This window comes from Flavobacterium sp. Root420, from assembly GCF_001427905.1.
GTDB lineage: Bacteria > Bacteroidota > Bacteroidia > Flavobacteriales > Flavobacteriaceae > Flavobacterium.
In genome coordinates, this window is the sequence record NZ_LMEF01000001.1 from 14,256 (window position 1) to 35,685 (window position 21,430).

15 protein-coding genes are annotated in these 21,430 nt (G+C 35.5%); 13 read left to right on the plus strand and 2 right to left on the minus strand.

Annotated features, from left to right (window positions below; all coding sequences use genetic code 11):
- Positions 1-122: 122 nt before the first annotated feature.
- The 6 genes from ASC72_RS00075 to ASC72_RS00100 all read left to right on the plus strand — a co-directional run bounded on the left by ASC72_RS00075 (position 123) and on the right by ASC72_RS00100 (position 8,809).
- The gene (locus ASC72_RS00075; RefSeq protein WP_056184884.1) at positions 123-860 is read left to right on the plus strand and encodes a hypothetical protein; all 738 of its coding nucleotides are present in this window, start codon (positions 123-125) and stop codon (positions 858-860) included.
- A 434-nt stretch (positions 861-1,294) separates the two neighbouring features.
- Positions 1,295-2,836, plus strand: coding sequence for a hypothetical protein (locus ASC72_RS00080; protein ID WP_056184885.1), 1,542 nt, complete (start codon positions 1,295-1,297; stop codon positions 2,834-2,836).
- 853 nt (positions 2,837-3,689) lie between these two features.
- A complete protein-coding gene (locus ASC72_RS00085) occupies positions 3,690-4,178 on the plus strand; it encodes a DUF4625 domain-containing protein (protein ID WP_056184889.1) in 489 nt (162 codons plus the stop codon).
- Positions 4,179-4,188: 10 nt separating this feature from the next.
- Positions 4,189-6,612, plus strand: a complete 2,424-nt coding sequence (locus ASC72_RS00090) for a TonB-dependent receptor (protein ID WP_082564207.1) — start codon at positions 4,189-4,191, stop codon at positions 6,610-6,612.
- Positions 6,613-6,649: 37 nt separating this feature from the next.
- Entirely contained in the window at positions 6,650-7,555 is a 906-nt protein-coding gene (locus tag ASC72_RS00095; RefSeq protein WP_056184892.1) for a DUF4625 domain-containing protein, read from the plus strand.
- A 39-nt stretch (positions 7,556-7,594) separates the two neighbouring features.
- Positions 7,595-8,809, plus strand: coding sequence for a hypothetical protein (locus tag ASC72_RS00100; protein ID WP_056184896.1), 1,215 nt, complete (start codon positions 7,595-7,597; stop codon positions 8,807-8,809).
- 67 nt (positions 8,810-8,876) lie between these two features.
- On the opposite strand, the gene ASC72_RS00105 is transcribed toward ASC72_RS00100, so the two are convergent.
- Positions 8,877-10,886 (minus strand): M56 family metallopeptidase, encoded by a 2,010-nt coding sequence (locus tag ASC72_RS00105; protein ID WP_056184899.1) that lies wholly within the window; start codon positions 10,884-10,886, stop codon positions 8,877-8,879.
- Positions 10,883-11,245 (minus strand): BlaI/MecI/CopY family transcriptional regulator, encoded by a 363-nt coding sequence (locus ASC72_RS00110; protein ID WP_056184902.1) that lies wholly within the window; start codon positions 11,243-11,245, stop codon positions 10,883-10,885. The genes ASC72_RS00105 and ASC72_RS00110 overlap by 4 nt, the downstream gene beginning before the upstream one ends.
- Positions 11,246-11,662: 417 nt before the next feature.
- Here ASC72_RS00110 and ASC72_RS00115 point away from each other — a divergent pair, with 417 nt between their 5' ends.
- From ASC72_RS00115 to ASC72_RS00145, 7 genes are all read left to right on the plus strand, one after another.
- Positions 11,663-12,466, plus strand: coding sequence for a hypothetical protein (locus tag ASC72_RS00115; RefSeq protein WP_056184904.1), 804 nt, complete (start codon positions 11,663-11,665; stop codon positions 12,464-12,466).
- 1 nt (position 12,467) lies between these two features.
- Positions 12,468-13,907: a LamG-like jellyroll fold domain-containing protein gene (locus ASC72_RS00120; protein WP_056184906.1), complete on the plus strand. Its 1,440-nt coding sequence runs from the start codon at positions 12,468-12,470 to the stop codon at positions 13,905-13,907.
- A gap of 375 nt (positions 13,908-14,282) precedes the next feature.
- On the plus strand, positions 14,283-15,341 hold the full coding sequence (locus tag ASC72_RS00125; RefSeq protein WP_056184909.1) for a glycoside hydrolase family 130 protein: 1,059 nt from the start codon (positions 14,283-14,285) through the stop codon (positions 15,339-15,341).
- A gap of 95 nt (positions 15,342-15,436) precedes the next feature.
- Positions 15,437-16,093: a DUF6766 family protein gene (locus tag ASC72_RS00130; protein WP_056184912.1), complete on the plus strand. Its 657-nt coding sequence runs from the start codon at positions 15,437-15,439 to the stop codon at positions 16,091-16,093.
- A 59-nt stretch (positions 16,094-16,152) separates the two neighbouring features.
- Complete coding sequence (locus ASC72_RS00135; protein ID WP_056184914.1) at positions 16,153-18,336, plus strand: hypothetical protein; 2,184 nt, start codon at positions 16,153-16,155, stop codon at positions 18,334-18,336.
- 27 nt (positions 18,337-18,363) lie between these two features.
- Entirely contained in the window at positions 18,364-19,122 is a 759-nt protein-coding gene (locus ASC72_RS00140) for an SDR family oxidoreductase (protein WP_056184918.1), read from the plus strand.
- 155 nt (positions 19,123-19,277) lie between these two features.
- Positions 19,278-21,419 (plus strand): catalase, encoded by a 2,142-nt coding sequence (locus ASC72_RS00145; protein WP_056184920.1) that lies wholly within the window; start codon positions 19,278-19,280, stop codon positions 21,417-21,419.
- Positions 21,420-21,430: the final 11 nt, after the last annotated feature.

The following is a 21,430-nucleotide window of genomic DNA, read 5'->3' on the forward strand; positions in this document are numbered from 1 at the left end:
TTTCTTATTCCAAAACTTGTCAGAAACTTTAAATTGTTATATTTACTTTTTTAGCTGACAAAATACGCAGTATAAACTTGCAATTTCTATACTGTCGGGTCAATTAATTTTAAGAAGTCATAATGGAAAAACATATAGAATCAGTAGCCTCGTTACCTCTGGAAAATAATCCAATTACATATCCTCCAATAAAAAAAGCAGATTTATTACCTGATCCTGAATCTCGTTTAGATTCAATGGAAATGAAGGAAACGCCTCTCTTTGATTCTGATATTCCATCTAGAGATTTGACTGATACGACAAGTAAAAAAGAAAGCATTCACAAACTTATTGCTAAACTGGATGTTGAAAACAGCATTCGATATCAAAAAACTGTTGAAGATACCTATTGCAATGTGTACTCTTATGATTATTGCTATTTCTCGAAAGTCTATCTTCCAACAGTTTGGTGGACAGCTGAATCTCTTGAAAAAATGGCGCAAGGACAGGAAGTTGAAGCCGTTTTCGAGCAAACCGTAGACCGAATCTATTCTAGCGCCATAACCGATTGGTTTTCAGAATGGGGGCCAAATTTTGGCTGGCAAAAAATGTTTACTGCCGATGAAATTCAGAATAAGGTAAATGAAAATGGCGGAATCGGAATCATTTGTGCCAAAAGAAGAATAAGAGGACTTTCTGGACACATCGTTCCGGTTGTTCCAGAAACCGATTTACACAAAGCGTATCGTGAGAACGGTGTTGTCGTTTATCCGTTACAATCGCAGGCAGGAAAGCTGAATTACAATTACTTTTCAGAAGTAAGAAAAGACTGGTGGAATGATGAATTATATTCGGATTTTGTTTTTTACTATCATGACTAAATAAAGCCTGTGAACCTCCTGCTCAAACATTCAAAAAAATAATTGATTTTCAGCGTATTAACCGTTTGGAAATACGATAATAAAAAACTACTTTTGCAACTTGGAAAATACAGGAATAGCGAAATATAACAATCAGGCTATTCATCTGCTTAAATTATTGATATAAAAGTAATTAATGATTATTATAGTTTTATAAGCCCCTTTATAAAATTTTACTTTTTTCATCAGTCATTCAGTTGATACAAGTGCAAAATTCCTGAAACTAAAACATACATTTCTAAAATTTTAAAAGGATACTAAAACTTTTTGAATGGAGGCAACAATTCTGCTTCCGTTGCAGCTTTTTTGTCTCTGGTTTTGAATCCTTAGATCTGTGTTTCTGAATAAAAAACAACTTTATAAATTACAATAACCATAAAAGAAAATTAGTATAAATGAAAGACAATCAGACAAAAAAATATTATTGGGGCATTGGATTAGAAAACGAAACCTATATGCAATTTGAGGAATCCTTAATAGTTTCTGGTGCGTTTATACAAGATAAAATTGGTTTTGAAAAATACAGCATCGATTATCGAAAATGTTACAAACCGGAAAGTTTGGCTCCTGTTTTGAAAAAAGCTTTTAACTCAAAAGAGAGCTATAAAGTGAGCCGAATGATGAACAGTCACTCGCTGGAAAAACTGGATATTAACTATCAACACAAAACATTATCCCCAATAAAACCATTAGTGGATACAGAAAATGGCGAGGTGGGCGCAGAACCAATTGAGAATCCTGACTATTTAGGGAAATCAATTATGGAAATTTTCCTTGAAGATCAGCCATACAACATTCAGAGTATGATTACCCAAAGAAATAAAACGATGGGTTCTGTACATTTTGATGGCGATTCTATCGAATTTGTAACGAAGTATTTTGAAAATAGAACAATAGCTGATTCTTGCAAGGAACTAAAAGCAACGAAAAAACTATTTTTGGATAAAATCAACGAATCGTCAGTGGTAAACGGAAAACTAAATTTTCCAGATTATAATAACGGCCTTAATATGTTCATGACCAATCAGGAAAACCTGGTTTTGTTTAATAACGGGACGTACCATTTTCATATCACTTTGCCTTCTTTGACAGAAGATAGCCGAATTGTAGATTACAATGATTTTGAGAAAACACATGCCAACGCTATTTATTTACTACAATGGTTTGAGCCATTTTTTATAGCCACGCTTGGAAGCCCGGATATTATGGGCGTGATCAGCGACAAATACAGTCTGGACAAAAAATTCACTTTGGGTTCGATGCGAAATGCAATGTCCCGCTACATAGGCGTGGGAACGTATAACAAAGCAATGCCAAAAGGTAAAATTCTAACCTATAATGTGGATAATTTTAGAAAACTGCTAAAATTTGAAAAGGAAGAAAATATTTGGTGGCGTGACCAGATTGAAACTGAAATGGAATACGAAATGCTTTCAGAAGTTGGGCTTGATTTTAATCAGGAAAAAATGTACCAAAGCGGTTTTGAATTCAGAAGTTTTGATGAGTTTCCGGCAGAATACTTAAATGATGTTCTTTTTTCAATTATTTTAATTTGTGAGCATTCTTTAAACCTTCCTGATGTACAATGGGGACATGACAGCAAAGCCTGGAATAATTTAGTTTTTAAAACGCTAAAAATGGGTTATGCAACTGAAATTAATGAAGATGAAAAAGCAGCAGTTTTAGATTTATTGCAATTATTAAATCCAACAGATGACAATTATAATATGCTAAAATCTGAGTTTGAAGCCATCGTAATGCTTGATGAATTCTTCTTTAAAATTCTGTCTGTTTTACACGATAAATACAAAGACAACAACATCTGTCTGGACGCAATGTACGGGCAAAAAACAACTGTTGCACCAAAATGGAACAACTTCAATAAATATCAAACAGAAAGACATTTAAAGCAAATTGGCGCTTTTTGCGATAATTAAAATTCTGGTTCACTATAAAACACTAATCCTTATGCACATACACATAAGGATTTTTTTATGCCTGAATTTTTATTGAAACAATGTTGCATTTAGGAATAAGAGTTTTATATTTGCAACAACATTGCATTAATCGCTGTTCATTAGAATGAAAAGGAAATTCAGAATCTTATCTCTTTTCTTACCGTTGGTTGTAGTCTTTGCGATACTATTTCCGGCAATACATTCTTATGAACACATACAAAGTCACAATGCTGCGCACAAAAGCGTAAAACTACAATTCCACACCACTAAAACGGATTTAAAAGTACATAATCATTCTAATGAAGAATGTGCCATTTGCCACTTCAAGTTGAGTCTGGTTGGTACTTTTACTTTTAACTGTTTTCAGTTTTATAAAAATGCTACATTAATCCATAGGTCCCATTTTTATTCCAGATCCTTTTCTGAGTTTTTCAAAGGCTCATTATTTTTCCTTAGGGCACCTCCTATTTTCTAAAACTGTAAAAAGTAAAGTGTTAGATGTGAAATGGCAAGATGTGTTTAGAAGCAAATTATCTGAAAGGGTATTCCTTTTTCTGATTACTTGTTTATTTATTAGTTTTTCCAGCTTTAAATGTCAACAGCATTGCCTTTAGTGGTTATGCCTCATGATTATTTTCGTCGGGAACACCATTAAAATTCACGCATTCTAAAATGATCAGGCATATGCATAATTACATTAGGTAACAATGCCATGCATCCTTAGCATTTCACATCTCACTCTTTACAGTTAACATTTCACATCCCCGCATTTCACGTTTTACCCCATTTCTCATACGAAATGCACTCCCTCTGTAACCCATATTTTATAGTTATGAATATTCTCACACGCCCAAAAAGCACAATCCTTGCATTCTTTTGTGTAATTGCCCTTGCTCTCACCTCTTGTGAAAGTGACAAAAATGAAATTGATACCGAATATCCTGTAGTTGATATTTCGGCTGCAAATGCATTCCCCATACAGTGCAGCCAGGTAACCCGTGGACAGAAAATTACGTTCAGGGCAAAATTTACAGACAACACTGAATTAGGATCTTACAGTCTGGACATTCACCACAATTTTGATCATCATACGCACAGTACTGAAGTCAATAATTGTGATACTGAACCAGTCAAAAAGCCTGTAAATCCGATGTTGTATATCAATTCTGCTACCATTCCCGCGGGACAAAAAAGTTACGATGCTACACAGGAAATCGCGATTCCTGCTGATGTTGATCCGGGTGATTATCACTTTATGATCCGTCTGACGGATAAGGAAGGCTGGCAAACTATTAAAGGATTAAGTATTAAAGTTTTATAAGTTGTTTTTAATGTATAAAAATAAATCAAATCGATTGCGAACTTTTTGCCTGTTGCTTTTTTGTTTTGCTATAGTGACAAAGGCAGCAGCACAAACCGTTCGTCTATCGGGTAGCGTATTTTCTAATGGCCAAAAGCCATTAGAAGGCGCTATCGTTATCCTACATCCCTCCAATACAAGCACAATCACAGATCAGGCGGGTCATTTCGTTTTTAATCAGATACCAAAAAATTCTAAGTTCTTAACCGTTCGTTATTCCGGTTATGCGCTTTATGAAACAAGGCTTTCGTTGGATAAAAGGGAAATCGTACTTCCTGTTATATTACATCCGGAAATAAAAGAATTACAGGAAGTAATCATTACAGATTCTTATGAGACACATCGCAAAAAAGAAACAGCGCTTAATCTTGAAATCGTAAACAGCAGTTTTATCCAGCGGAATCTCGGCGGAAGCCTGATGCAGTCCTTACAAAGGATTGCGGGCGTTAAAACCATTTCCATTGGTTCTGGTGGTTCAAAACCCTTAATTCGAGGACTAAGTTTTAATCAGGTTATTGTTGTCGAAAACGGCATTAAACATGAAGGTCAGCAATGGGGCGCCGATCACGGGCTTGAAATTGACCAGTATGCCGTAAATCGGGTTGAAATTATTAAAGGACCTTCCTCTTTTATTTATGGATCAGATGCCATTGGCGGTGCTGTCAATATCATACCTGTTCCCTTTCCGGTTAAAAATGTTTTGGGCGGAAGTGTTGATTTTACCGGAAAAAGCAATAACGAGCAATTTGGCGGATCGATCAATCTTTTTGGACGTAGTGAAAAATGGTTTTTCGATACCCGGATAACCGCCATGGATTATGGAGATTATCGGGTTCCTACCGATACGGTGCAGGTTTACAATTATGCTGTTCCTTTGTATAAAAATCATTTGCGTAACACGGCAGGACGCGAATTCGACTGGCATGCGAGTACGGGATATGTTAGCGAAAAATTCAAATCGGTTGTATATGTCAGTAATTTTTACAGCAAAAGCGGCTTTTTTGCCAACGCTCACGGACTGGAACCGCGAAATGTAGATATCGCACTTCATGATAAATCGAGCCGGGATATTTTAATGCCTTTTCAGGAAGTCACGCATACTAAAATCAGCAACACCACTTCTTTTCAATTGGGCACACATCAATTGGAAACGCAATTGGATTTCCAGAAGAATTTCCGCAGGGAATACAGCCATTATGTCAATCACGGCTATATGCCGCCCATATATCCGGCAGGCATGTATGCGCCAAGGGATTTAGAAAGACAATATGATAAAGAAGTTTTTTCGGCGGCAATCAAAGATGAATTTTCAATCCAAAACCATCAACTTACCCTGGGGCTGAATGGCGAACAACAACAAAATAAAATTAATGGCTGGAGTTTTTTAATCCCGGCCTTTAAACAAGCCAACGCCGGATTATTTGTTTACGACAAAATGCAGCTCAACGATTTGTGGCTGCTGCATGGCGCAGTGCGGCTGGATTATGGCCGAATCGAAATGAAACCATACACCGACTGGTTTCCGAGTGAAATTACAGAAAACGGCCAGACCATTTCCGAATATCTGGAACGTTCTCAGGAACTGACAAGGACTTTCAAAAGTTATAACTGGTCGGCGGGTGTGAATTATACGCCCGGGCAATGGTCTTTAAAAGCTAATTTGGGAACGAGTTTCAGAATGCCAATCGCCAAAGAACTCGCCTCAAACGGTGTCAATTACCACTATTTCAGATTTGAGAAAGGAGATCCGAATTTATCAGCCGAACGTTCTTATCAACTGGATCTTGGTATGGAATGGCAGTCACATAAATGGTCGGTGCAACTGAATCCGTTTTTCAATTATTTCCCCAATTACATTTCCCTCAACCCGACTTCGCAGCATGATATCTATTACGGTGCCGGCAATCAGGTTTTTGAATACGAACAAAGCAAAGTGATGCGCTACGGTGGTGAATTACAGACGCGTTATCAATTTACCCCTCATTTTAGCGGTGAAATTCTGGCGGAATATCTTTATTCGGAACAATTATCAGGCAGTAAAAAAGGGTATACACTTCCCTTCTCACCTCCTGCTTCGGTTTTGTTTGGACTGAATTATTCGCCTGAAATAAAGTATTTGAAAGATACTTATTTCTCAATCGATTACCGCTATACCGCTGCTCAAAATCAGATTGTTCCTCCGGAGAAAAAAACGGCCAGCAGTAGTGTTTTCAATCTGGCATTGGGATCTAAAGCCAAAGCCGGACAGCAGGATTTTATTGTGAGTCTGCAGGTTCAGAATTTGTTCAACGCCAAATATCTCAACCATACCAGTTTTAACAGGCTAATCGAACTGCCGGAAGCCAGTAGAAACATCATTCTTTCAGTGAAAATTCCCTTTTTAATACATCAATAAAATGCAATATGAATTCAATTAATCAATTCCAAACCCTATGAAAAAAGTAAAATTATTTCTTCTGTTTTTTGTCGCTGCTGCCACTTTCACAGCTTGTAATAACGACGACGATGAGCGTACCGCTACTAAACCCACAGCCACCAATATCGAAATCGGAACCGCCAATAACAAACGTGCCCTGATTGGCCGTGATTTCCATTTTAATGCCGATATCGTGGCTGGTGATAAAATTGCCGATGTACAGCTAAAAATCCTTCCTAAAAAAGGAGAAACCTACACCAAAGACTGGAAGCTTGAGCTATCCTGGATCGAATACAAAGGTGCCAAAAACACTAATATGCACAAACACTTCAATATTCCGGCTGAAGCTCCGGAAGGTAAATTCGATTTCTATTTCATAGTAAAAGATGAAAACGGAACCGAACTCGAGATTAAAGAAGAACTAACCATTACAGATCCTGCCAATATGCCTGCTGATCCGTTAATTGGCAGAGATATGTTATCCAGAAATGACGATCTGATTTATTATATGGAAACCTGGGTCGAGCCCGAATTAATCTTCAAAAAGAACGACTTGCTTACCGCACATGCACAGGTAAGCCAGATAATTGGTGACGGAATTTTATATTCTGTTTTAATAAAAAAGAGCCTCAATTACTATCCGGAAAGTATCGATAATCTGGATTTCAAAAAGGTAATTGTCATCTCAAAAGTGGAACATAAAGGCCTACCTCCTGCTTCAAAAATTGCTACCCTGCAAAAAATAAATGAAGTTTGGGGTGGTCAAAGCATTACCATTGGTACGGAAAAAGAGGCAGACGGAACTGCAATTGCAGGAGACAAAGCCTGGCAATCCGGTCAATACAATTGGGTGGTACTTTATAAAAACACAACCTACAATCTGAGTGTCTACAAATCGATGTCCATTACTATCAATTATTAATTCATTAATTCTAAATAATAACTTAAATACCTTTTAAAAATGAAAAACAATTATTTCAAACTGATTTTCTTATTTGCTTTAGCCTCATTTGCAGTTTCCTGTAACAATGATGACGATAACACAGAGACGATTCCGGATCAAACGTTATCCGAATACAAATACCTGAGAATATTACTTTCTGATGAAAAAACGACAGATCTTACATTAGTAAATCCACTAGATGCAACGACCAGTTTCCTTAATGCCAAATTTGCAAAAGCATCACTTTACACTACTGAATCCGGCAGATACGCGGGAATTATCCACAGAACAGCAAATACGGTAGAAACTTTTGACAGCGGATTCGAAAGTCACGGTGATCATGTTGATGTAGACGGAATTCCGAAGTTTGGTGCACTTATTGGTCAATCGCTTCTGCCAACCCATTTTAAAAGTAAAATTGGAGAATTACTAACTTTTAATGACGGAGACGGAACTTTATCGGTTGCTAAAGAATCAGAAATCAATACAACCGGAGCGACATTTAAATCAATAAATGCCGGTTTACTGGCGCATCACGGCGCTATGGCTACTTTTACCAATGGCACTTATGCAATTACGGTAAAAGATAATTCGGTTACAGGAACATTGCCTGAAAAAGTAAAAATTATTGATAATACAGGAAAAACCCTTTTTGATGCTACTGTAGCCACAAAAGGGATCCATGGAAATGCTTCAGACGGAACTTATGCCGTTTTCGGGTCAGCGAGTGGTGTATTGGTTGTTGAAAGTTCAGGAAAACAGAAGCTTATTGCACTTCCTGAAGATTTTGGAGCTGCCTGGTTTGGAACTATTTTAGAAACAAAAACCAAAGGAAAATTTGTCGGATACACTGCTGCAAAAGGAACTTACTTAATTGATGTGGTAAACAGCACCATTAAACCAATTATACAAAATACTGCGATTATGCAATGTAAAGTGAGTTACAATGCTACTAAACTCGGAGTCCTATTGCATTCAGGAGAATTTAAATTATTCAACCTGACAAGTTTACAAGTGGAAAAAGAAGGAAAAATAATCAGCGAAACCTCAACTGATGCGGCTTTAAAACCGCAAATGCAGCTCACAGAAAATTTTGCTTATATCACCTCTCCAACTACCGGAGAATTATTGCAGCTGAATCTTGCTGTTATGAAAATTGAAAAGAAAATAAAAGTTTCAAACACCCCTTATATGATTACCATTCTTGGTTTTGAGAATAGTAAGAGTCATTAAAAAGTACAAAAGCCCATTCCTTTCGGTTTGGGCTTTTTTCTGTCTTACAACTCGTGTTGTTTTATGTTTAATTGCCTAGAACGGCTTTCAATGAAATGTATTTATCTAAGTTTTTAAAGTCGTGCCCTTTTCCTTTCATCGATTTAATAAAAGAAGGTGTCGCGCCCACTGCTTTTGCTCCCACTACATCATTCAGATCCAAATCATTAAAACCAAGATCTTTATATTGTACTATTAATTCAGGAGTTACATTTAATGATTTCAAAGCAAATAAATCTTCTGTTTTGATGTTTTTATAACCTGCTTTCTCAAAACTATTTATATATTCCGGTGTTACATTTAATGATTTCAAAGCCATCAAATCATCATTTGAAAGATCATTATAACCTATTTTTTTAAAAGAATCAATAAAGGCCTGATCAATGTTTAATGATTTAAATGCAATAACATCGTCGTCCGCATCATCTGCATCTTTGTTATTCCTTTTCGAGTTAACAGAACTGTGAAAATCCTTGATATATTTCGCATCAATTCCCTGAGATTTTAATGCAATAATATTACCCGGACTAAGGTCTTTGTAACCAGATTTACGAATCTCTTCAATGTAGGCTTTGTCTATTCCTAATGATTTAAAAGGAACCAGATTATCTAAATCAATATCCGGAATTGCTTGTTTGATTGAAGTAATATAAGCTTCATTTACATCCAGAGCAGCCAAAGGAATCACCTGATCTTTGTCCAGATTGTTGTAGCCCTTTTTCTTAAGCATTTGCACATAAGATTGTTTGACATTAATCATAAAGAAAACCATAAAATCTTCATCGTCTTCAAGATCAATTCCTTCTTTATTCATTACTGTGCCATAGCCTTTATTGGCCGTAAATTTGTAGGTTCCCATTCCTTTATCGCCTTCGAATTTACCAATAAAAGTCATTGTACCGGCTTCGCGGGTCAGGGTAAATGTACCTTGTTTGTCTCTCGGAAGATCTTTAAACTCATCCAATTGGAAAGTACTGTTAGAATTATCATTCTCGTTGCTTTTAAATTGAACATTTACGGTATTGCCTTTAATTGTGGCAAACCAATTTCCTTCGGTTTCCATTCCGTTCTGAATGTTTGACTGTCCTTCTTGTTTCTCTTTTTCTTTGGAAGAAAGCGTTTGACTTTGCGCTGCCGGTTGATTAAAAAGGCAGGCAAACAGCACCATAATTGGCACGAGGAAAAAATATTTCCAGGTGGTGTGCACGTTTGATTTTTTTGAGTTCATCATGATGATTCGTTTTTTTAATAATGATTGATTATAATTAGTTGTAAGACTCAAAGGGAATTGGGGCGCCGCTACTTTAAGCAGACTGAATTGATAACTTTCTTTCTCAACTGCATCTTGTTGCAACATTTGATCATCTGTCAAAAATTCAAGATTAGTTTCTAAGGCTTTTCTCCATTGCCATGCAAAAGGGTTGAACCACTGAAATACGAGAACCACCTCAGCAAGCAGAAGATCAATTGTATGTTTTTGCTCAATATGAATTTTTTCATGCAGCAAAATCTGATTATAGGTTTCCCACTCATATTTTTCAGGATTGATAAAAATGTTGTTGGCAAAAGAACAAGGCGCTTTATCACCTGTAATTTCGACAATACGGAATTTTCCATCCTGAATAACCGACTTTGAATAGGCTCTGTAAAGCAATAAGATAGCTTGCATCAAAAAGTTAAGTCCGAAGATTATAACTCCAAACCAATACAAATAAACCAACAGCTTAGTAAAAGATTCAATATTGATAAATTCTCTAGTCTGCTCCACAAGCGTTGGTTGTACAGACTGTTCTTTTAACTGCTTCGTCTTACTATTATCAACTGAAGTTTTAGCAACTGTAATGTGTTTTTCTACAGGAATTTTTCTAAAAGATAATTGCTGAGGAACCGGAACCAATGGCAAAATAAAAGCCAGTGCCATGCAGGAAAGCAATACAAACCTGTTTAAATGAAAGAAAGTTTCTTTTTGTAAAAGCAGTTTGTAAAATACCAAACAGACAGTAAGAATAAGGGCTGAGTATAAAATGTAGGGTATCATTTGGTGTCATTTTTAATAATAGTTACTATTTCATCCAAATCCTTTTCTGTCAATTTTTGTTCTTTGGCAAAAAAGGCTAACATTCGCGGGTACGAATTATCAAAATATTGGCTAACGATATCTTTCAGTGCAAATTGCTGATATTCTTCCCTACTGATAACCGGAAAAAAGCAATGCATATTTCCTGCTGTTTCATGATTCAAAAATCCTTTTTCTTCCAATATCTTCACAATTGTGGCAACACTGTTGTAATGCGGTTTCGGATCTGGCAGCAATGGAATTATATCTCGTATAAAGGCTTTGTTCAAATCCCAAAATACCTGCATGATTTGTTCTTCTCTTTTGGCTAGTTTTATCATCGTTTACAAATTTTGATGCAAGATACTACTAATTAATTAGTAGACAAACTAATTTGTTAGTAATTTAACTAATGTATTAGTAATTTGGCTTAACTTAATTTAAAAATAATCTTTTATGCCACTTATTTAGCACCACAAGGCTGGACTTACAGTGTAATACTTAAACATCTGTAAAGTAATATTACAACCTTGTTAAGCTACTAAGCGCAATTTTTTTATTGCCCTAGTATAGGCCTATCTTTAGACCTTCAAAGAAAAATACAGCTAAAAGAACAATTGAATTTGTTTTTTGAAAACAATATTTTGTAGAGATATGGTTGTCATTTTTAACACAATTACAACTATTATGAAATTAAAAGACATTACAAGTTCATCACAAATAATAAATTTTTACAAACACTTATAAATATAATAAGTATGAAATATAACAGAATAAAAGTCGCTGATTTAGAAAAAAACCAGCCAAATAAACTCTTAACTACTAACGATGATGGAGAACTAAAATTTAGTGATATTAACGATATTAAAGTTAGTATTTATGATGCTCTGGATTACTCTACTGCAGGAATGTCATTGGATGCAAGACAAGGTAAAATTCTAAAAGATTTAATAGATACTATTAATATTGTACTTGCTTCCGATAATTTTAATCTTAGTACCATTCAAAAATTAGCAGATGCAATAGAAGAACTTCAAAATTCCTTAAATACTAATCTAATTAATGACCTTACTTCGGGAGGAGTCACAAAAGCTTTAACTGCCGAAATGGGTAAAGTTTTACAGAATAATAAAGTTGATAAATTAACTGGTAAAGGGCTCTCTACTGAGGATTATTCTTCTGCCGAAAAGGCAAAACTTGTTTATATTGATCAAACTAAAGATATTGAAAAACCAATTTCAACCGCTCAGCTGGCTGCACTTGCTTCAAAACAAGATATTGTTAATCAGGTAGAGGTTTCTACCTCTCAAATTGCACAGTCTTCATGGCATGGTAAAACTGTTTTTTTTAAAACTAACGTAACGATAACTATACCGGCAAGTGGTTTACCTCCGGGATATACTTTTGAAGGAGCTACATTGCCGGGCTGTACATTAACATGGACAATTGCTGCACCAAAAGCTTGGGCTATGGGAGCACCTCCTACAATTGCAGAAAAAAGTATTTTTACGCTTATGCAGCAAATGAGCGACAGTAATAACATTTATTTATTTGGTGTGTAAAATGGGCGGTCTTCGAAAAACAGTTTTTGCAAAAACAAAATACAAAATAAACACATATATTGGAGGCATTGGTATAGTTTATAATACTCCTTCATTATTAGCAAATAAGTTAGCTATTAACATAAACTCAATTAAAAACTTTAAAGTAACGAATGGTAATATTAGCTGTTCCATAATTAATACTTACAACATTCCAAATGACTGTTTTCAAAATTCTGCAGTTGGACTATCGTCTCCTACTTATTATTATGATATTGAGGGTAAAGTAACTACAATTAAGGCAAATGCTTTTTATAATTCTCGTAATACTTCAAGATACTATTTTCCTAATGTAACATCAATTGGTGCAACATGTTTTTATAACGCTAATTTTGGATTTCCAAATATAAATTATCAATATTTTCCAAAAGCAATAGCAATAGGAGCTAATATTACAACTAATGAAGCAATTTGGGCTAATGGTAGAGGTCTAGTAAAATTATTTATTAACGATTATTTAAAAACCGTAAATAATGGAAATCCGGATCAGGATTTAGTTATCGGAGCTTCGAGTCACGGGGTCAACATTACTTATTTGACAGGAAGTGAAAAGACAACTCCAAATTCAATAATAGATGTATCTACCGGGACAGTTTACAGATCTGCCTTACAAATAAACTTTACCCCCCCGTCAAGTGTATACACAATTTTGATGTACGAAGTCTGGATAGATGGATATTACTATACTGATATAAAAACGAGCGGACAATATATTTATGGTTTAAATGCAAATCAAACATATATTATAACATTATATAGCATTGATATTTATGGCAACAGATCGTTTGCCAGCAATTCAGTCCTATCATCGACAAACAATAAGTCAACAATTCCAATCGATGGTTTGCAGGCTTATTACAAAATGGATGAGACTGAGGGAACTGTCATTAATGATTATTTGAGTATAAATAACGCAACGAACAATGGAGCTACTATTAATCAGGCTACATTAGTTGGTTCCGGGTATAGTTTAAATGGTTCCACAAATTATATTAATTTAGGAAATCCAATTGCATTTCAATTCAGTACGGGTTCATTTGCTTTTTGGGTTAAATCAGGCAACAAACTTGATAATCCGAGACAATTGCTCACTAAATCTGGAGCATACACTTATAATTTGGTATATGGAAATTTACATGGAGCTAAACAAATTTGTGACGATGAATGGCATTTGGTTGTTTTAAATATAGGCATAGGAACAAATAATAGTCAAAGTTATGTAGATGGAGTGCTAATCTGGTCTGGAACTATTAATATTTCAAACCAGTCAGGTAACATCATTATAGGGTCATCATCAAATGGTTATGCAGGTCTAATTGATGAAATGGCTGTTTATAATCGAAAATTAACTCAACAGGAGCAATTATTAATGTGTAATAACAGAAAAGGCTCAACAATTTAACTATGTACAAGTAAAATATAATAAGATTCTAAAAAACATTTTAAATTTTTAAAATATATTCCGATAATTGAATAAAATAAAGCCAGAAAAACTTAGATTTTTCTGGCTTTATTTTTATGATCACGTTTTGGGTTTCATATACTTTTTTGTAACATTTTACATTAAAAAATACACTAAACAACATAATCAACAACAATATATACCTTAACCTCTGTAATAAATTTTAATTACCAATTTTGCATTACTGTCAATCTTGCAAAACTAAAATCATATTATATAAAATAGTATAGCTGTAAAATTGCTTATTTTTATGTTTTATTATTAATCTACTTGAGATTACAATCCACAATAGTTATAATAATCAAACAGATAAATATGAGCGACATTGCAAAAAGATTTCCTGAGAATCCACTTTTGATGCCTAAAGATTTGCAGGCAAGTAGCGAAGAATTACAAATTATAAGTCTTTTAAATCCGGGCGTTTTTGTTTTCGAAGGAAAAACCTGGCTGTTAGTAAGGGTTGCAGAAAGCATAGCACAAAAAGAAGGTGTTATCTTTTTTCCTGTGGTAAACGCTTTAGGCAAAATCGAAATTATTGAAATACCGCTTAACGATCCTGATTTAATTGCAACTGATGCCAGAGTAATTCAATATAAGGGACTTGATTACTTAACTACACTCTCTCACCTTCGTTTATTGTGCAGCGATGACGGAGTTCATTTTTATACGCCTGAAGGATTCAATCCGCTTGTAGGTTCTGGAATATTGGAACAATTTGGTATTGAAGACGCCAGAGTAAGTTATATTGAAGATTCTTATTATATCACCTATACAGCAGTTTCATCCAACGGTGTTGGAGTTGGATTGCGTACCACCAAAGACTGGAAAAGTTTTGAAACAAAAGGCATGATATTTCCTCCACATAATAAAGATGCTGCCATTTTTGAAGAAAAAATAAACGGCAAATTTTACGCTTTACATCGCCCATCAAGTCCACAGATTGGTGGGAATTATATTTGGCTGGCCGAATCACCGGACGGAATTCATTGGGGCAATCATCAATTCCTTGTTGGTACACGAATGGGACTTTGGGACAGTGCCAGAGTTGGTGCAGGTGCAGCTCCAATAAAAACAGATAAAGGATGGCTCGAAATCTACCATGGCGCAAACGCTGAACATCAATATTGTCTGGGAGCATTTTTAATGGATCTCGAAGATCCTTCTAAAGTTATTGCCCGTACAGTCGAACCTATAATGAGTCCAAAGGAAAATTATGAGCTGAGTGGTTTTTTCGGTTATGTGGTTTTTACCAATGGTCACGTAGTTGAAGGTGATAAAATTACTATGTATTATGGTGCAGCAGATGAATTTGTCTGTGGAGCCCATTTTTCTATTAAAGAAATCTTAGAAGCTTTAGAATATAATATCTCATAACAGTTTTACTGACTTTCAAATTTTGTAAATTCTGAAGTTAATTATATAAGTATTTTCCGTATGTATTTGTCAATTTTGATAAAAAACAAATACAAATGAAAAACTTTTTACGCAACAACGGTTTATGTATCTGCTTTTTAGCACTATTTATAGCGGCGCTCATTGGTCAGATAATTTTTGGTTTTGAAGAACACAATAAAGAACTTATAGAGGATGGCAGTACCGCCATAAATCTTTCTGCCTATCTTATTTCAGGGCATTTTATTCAATCTACTTTTGAAAATTGGGAAAGCGAGTTTCTGCAGATGGCCTTATTTGTTGTATTTACAATATTTTTAATGCAGAAAGGTTCGTCAGAATCGAAAGATCTTGATAAAGATGAAGAAGTGGACAGAGAACCCTCACCTACCCGCAAAAATGCGCCATGGTCTGTAAAAAAAGGTGGTTGGATACTTAGCCTTTATAAACATTCCCTCACTATTTCTTTGTTATTGTTATTTGTAATTTCTTTTATACTTCATTTTTATGGAAGCTTAAAAGATGAAAATGAGCAGTTAACCTTAAAAGGATTGCCTTTAGAGTCTGCCTCTGATTATATTGGGGATTCACGATTTTGGTTTGAATCTTTTCAAAACTGGCAAAGCGAATTTCTCTCTGTTTTTGCCATTATAATGCTTTCTATTTATTTAAGGCAAATAGGTTCCTCACAATCCAAACCTGTTGATGCGCCTCATATGGAAACAAGCGAATAGCGAAACTTCAGAATTTGAATAACTATAAAAGAATCTTTTAAACCTTTAAATTTATCATTATGCAAACGGTCACACCATGGAGCGCTACAGCTCAGGAAGATATTGAAAATAGTGAATTACTTTTAGAAAGAAAAATTCTTGATTATACGTATCAATTTTATAATACAGGCGATTCCTTATGGATTGTTGCACTTCTTCCCAAAAATGGTAAAATAGCTTTTCGTGCAGCTTTTGCAATGAACAGCTGTTTTGAAATTACAAATCTCTTTGATGATGAAGAAATGATTGTCATTCAATTGAATTCAAAACTTGGAAGTTATGAAGTTCGTGTTGATTTTCCGGACGCGGCAACTCCTATATTACACTACATTACCACCTTTACAGCAAATACAGCATTGATGATTCCGTTTTGGCCACGAGATATAATGCCGCTTACACAAAATGGAAGTGTAGAAAATACCACTGGAACAATTCATATGGAGCAATTTGGATCCCGATCCGGGATACTATTTGCAAGCATTACAAAACCAAAGACAGGGTCCTTTTTTTATTTTCAAAATCTTACATCGTTATCTGAATATTGTGAAGCCACTCAAACGGAATCCAAAAATACAGTTGGAGGAACCTGGCCCGAAATAGGATTTCAGCTCCCAGCCACTGATAAATTACCACTGCCTTCAGGTAAGCCTTTTACAATATCAGATGCTTATGTAGTACTGGAAACTGAAATAATTAAAGAAACTTCAGCTGTTTGTGAACACTTTTTAGATAATCTCGTTAAAATATATAAAGTGTTACAACAGCCAAGAATTGAATATCACGATTGGCCAGAGATCGCTCAAAAAGTTTTAACGGATCTCTATCATAACAAGGGTGCATGGACACAAACAAAGGGGATTCCGTATTTAAATGCTTATTTATGCGATTATGAAACACCTGCTGAAAGTATGGTCCAGCTTGCTGTATTAGGTCCGTTTAAGGAATATGAAAAATGGACTAGTGAAAAACATCCGCTTTATACTGATTTAATTACCGGATTGCCCGCTTTTTACGATCCAAAAATTAATTGTATTAATCGATGGCTTCCTGCACTTGCCGACAAACTGGATCAGTCTGAAGAGCAAAAGAAAGAAATGGTAATGGATTCCTGGTATTTACATCATCCGTTAATGAATTTGACAAGACTGGCTTTGCATGGAGACAAAACAGCTGAGAAACTGGTATTAGATTCTATTGATTATGTTATAAAAGTGGCCCACCATTTTAAATATTCGTGGCCGGTGTTTTATAATATGGAAACGCTCGATATTATTAAAGCAGAAACTGCTCCGGGAAAAGGAGGAGAAAATGATGTTGCCGGCTCGTACGCCCACTTAATGCTGCTCGTTTATAAGTTAACTAAAGAAAAACGCTATTTTAATGAAGCAGAAAAAGCTGCAAAAAAATTAGAAGCACTCGGTGTTGAAGTTTTATACCAGGCCAATAATACCGCCTTTGCAGCCGGAGTGTTATTAGAATTGTATAAAATTACCGGCAAGAAATTATATCTGGATATAAGTTATACCTGCCTTACAGGACTATTTAAAAATATTCAGCTTTATGATTGCAAATACGGCTACGGTAAAAACTACACGAATTTCTTTTCTATATTCCCGCTTAATGATGCACCCTATACCGCAGCATACGAGGAATTAGAAGTATACGCTGCCTTGTCTGAATATTATATTCAGGCGAAGGATGTCGATATTTTACCGTCAATAAGAACTCTTATTCCAGAGTTCATTAAATATGCCGTTAATAGAATTGCCTATTATTATCCGCCACTACTTCCAAAAGAAATGCTGTCTGAAGAAGTAAAAACAGGAGAAATACAGGCTGATTTGTGGGTGCCTTTAGAGGATTTATACAATGGCTGGGAAAAAAGCGGACAGGTTGGTCAGGAAGTGTATGGCGCCGGAATGGCCTTTGGAATTGTACCAAGGCAATACATCAAAATCGATGAAGATTTTCTTCTTTTTATAGATTATCCTATTGCTCAACCTACCAAAAGAGGAAAATCAGTTACCATAAAAATAGATGGAGATAAGGATATGATTTACAATCTAAAAATCATAAAAACGAAAGATCACAAAATTCAGATGAAAGTATTTCAGAATAAAGAAGCTCTGACACCATTCAAAAAAAACTTAAAAATACACGAATACAAAATTTCAGGCAAAGGTTCAATTAAAGTACAATGGTAATAGTAATTACAAATAAAAAAACTCATTATGAGACAACTAACCGATTATTTTGGACAAAACATTAAAGACAAACGAATTGTAATAACGGGTGGCACCACTGGAATAGGAAAAGCAACCGCTGATTTATTGGTTTCCCTTGGCGGACGCGTGCTTATTTTCGGAAGGGACCATGAAACGTTCAAAAAGTCATTTGATGATATTAAACAACAATTCCCCGACTGTCAACTTTATGGCACTCCGGCTGATGTAACAAAAAAAGAAGATATCGATGCTATTTTAAAAATAGCTGACGAGCAGCTTGGTGGCATCGACATTCTGATCAACAATGCAGGTTTAGCGGCTGATGGAGTTACAACAGGTACTTTTGAGGATTGGAAATATGTTATAGATACCAATATTATGGGGTATCTCGGTTTTTGCAAAGAAGCCGTTTCCAGAATGTCCAATCAAAAATCGGGACATATTATTAATATTGGCTCGATGAGTGCAGAAAGTCGTTCGCCTAAAAGCACCATTTACGTCGCCACCAAATCTGCCATTCGCGGATTCAGTACTTCGCTTCGTAAAGAAGTAAATCCACTCGGAATCAAAGTTTCCTTAATTGAACCGGGTGCCGTAACCAGCGATATGCAACCCGGTACAAGAGAAGAACATCAAAAGAAAATAGATAAACTCGAAATGCTTGAAGCTGATGATATAGCCATGAGCATTTTGTTTTGTTTATCGCAACCAAATAGATGTGATATTGTCACGATGCAAATAAGGCCACATCTTCAAAGCATATAATGGTAATTGTACAACCTTAAAAAATAATCTTATAAGTTGTTCGAAAATACATAAAGTAAATTTGGAATCATTGAATATTAAATCATGCAAATTATTGATATTCAAACGACAGTCTATCTAATAACTCCGAAAAATTAAATCAAAATTTACAGTATATGAAAAATTTCCAAGACGAAAAGCGGCGTGATTTATTGCAAAATAAATCTGATGGAACTAACAAATTCCTGACTACTGACCAGGGTGTTCGAATCAATGATGATAATAATTCGCTGAAATCCGGCGAAAGAGGCCCTTCACTACTAGAAGATTTTATACTAAGAGAAAAAATTACCCATTTTGACCATGAAAGAATTCCGGAAAGAATTGTGCACGCACGTGGTTCAGGAGCTCATGGTTTTTTTGAAGTGACGAATCCGATTCCTGAATTAACAAAAGCCGGATTTTTAAAAGAAGCCGGATTAAAAACACCCGTTTTTGTCCGATTTTCAACTGTTGCAGGTTTTAGAGGTTCCACTGATCTTGCCAGAGATGTAAGAGGTTTTGCCGTTAAATTTTATACTCAGGAAGGTATTTATGACTTGGTCGGAAATAATATTCCTATATTCTTTATTCAGGATGCCTCAAAATTTCCGGATCTCGTTCACGCCGTAAAACCAGAGCCACACAACGAAATACCTCAGGCAGCCTCTGCTCATGATACGTTTTGGGATTTTATTTCCTTAATGCCGGAATCCATGCACATGATTATGTGGGCCATGTCTGACCGTGCGATCCCTAGAAGTTATAGAATGATGGAAGGTTTTGGAGTACATACTTTCAGATTAATTAATGAAGCAAATGAATCTACTTTTGTAAAATTTCATTGGAAACCAAAATTAGGAACTCATGCCGTAGTTTGGGATGAAGCCTTGAAAATTTCAGGTAAAAATCCTGATTTTCACAGACAGGATTTATGGGAAGCCATTGAAATGGGAAATTTTCCGGAATGGGAATTAGGAGTTCAGATCATTCCACAGGAAGACGAACACAAATATGAATTTGATTTATTAGATCCTACCAAAATTGTTCCTGAAGAATTGGTACCGGTTAAAATAATCGGCAGAATGGTATTGAACAAAAATCCGGATAACTTTTTTGCAGAAACAGAACAGGTTGCTTTTCATCCTGGGCATGTAGTACCTGGAATTGATTTCACCAATGATCCATTGCTTCAGGGAAGATTATTTTCTTACACCGATACACAATTATCAAGACTAGGAAGTCCTAATTTCCATGAAATTCCAATCAACAGAAGCGTTTCGCCAATTCACAATAACCAGCGTGATGGCCATATGCGTCAGGAAATCAACAAAGGTCGTGTTAGCTATCATCCAAATTCGCTTGGTGGAGGATGCCCGTTTCAGGCAAAAATTGCAGAAGGTGGATTTTCAAGTTTTAACGAACGTGTAGATGCTCATAAAGTGCGAGAAAGAAGCGAAAGTTTTGCTGATCATTTTGGTCAGGCAAAATTATTCTTCAACAGTCAGACACCTACCGAAAAAAGCCATATTGTAAGAGCCTTGCGTTTTGAGCTAGGTAAGGTTGAAACGACTGCGATTAGAGTTAGAATGTTAGGTCTTTTATCCCAGGTCGATATGCAATTAGCTGAAAGAGTGGCCGAAGGCTTAGGTACTTCAGTTCCTCCTATTCTTGAAACGCCAATAAATAAAGGAGTTTCCCCGGAAAACGAATTAGGAAATCAGGAACCACGTTCGATAGATTCATCAGTTGCATCTTCTGATGCGCTTTCGATGATCAAAAATCCAACGAATTCCCCAACAATTGCATCCAGAAAAGTGGCTATAATTTGTGCCGATGGCGTTTCGGCAGCTTCAGTAATGAATATTAAAAATATATTAATAAAAGAAGATGCAAAAGGATTTGTAATTGCAAAAAATCTAGGATCTGTTCTTACTGACGAAGGTGGTGCAATTCCGGTTGATTTTAGTTTAATAACGACTTCATCTGTGCTTTTTGATGCTGTTTATGTTCCACAAAGTTTAGGACTCAACGACCTGGCACAAAATGAAGATGTTCTTGAATTCTTAAATGACGCTTATAAACATTGTAAAGTTATTGGTGCCGATGGTGAAGCAATTGGAATATTAAGCGAAACACCATTTGCTTCAAAGCTTAATAATGATGACTCCGGCATTATTTTATACACTGATCCCGCAACCGAAGCATTTGCGCTCGACTTCATAAATGCTATGGCAAGCCATCGTATTTGGGAACGTGAAGAAAATTTATACAACTAACACTAAAATAT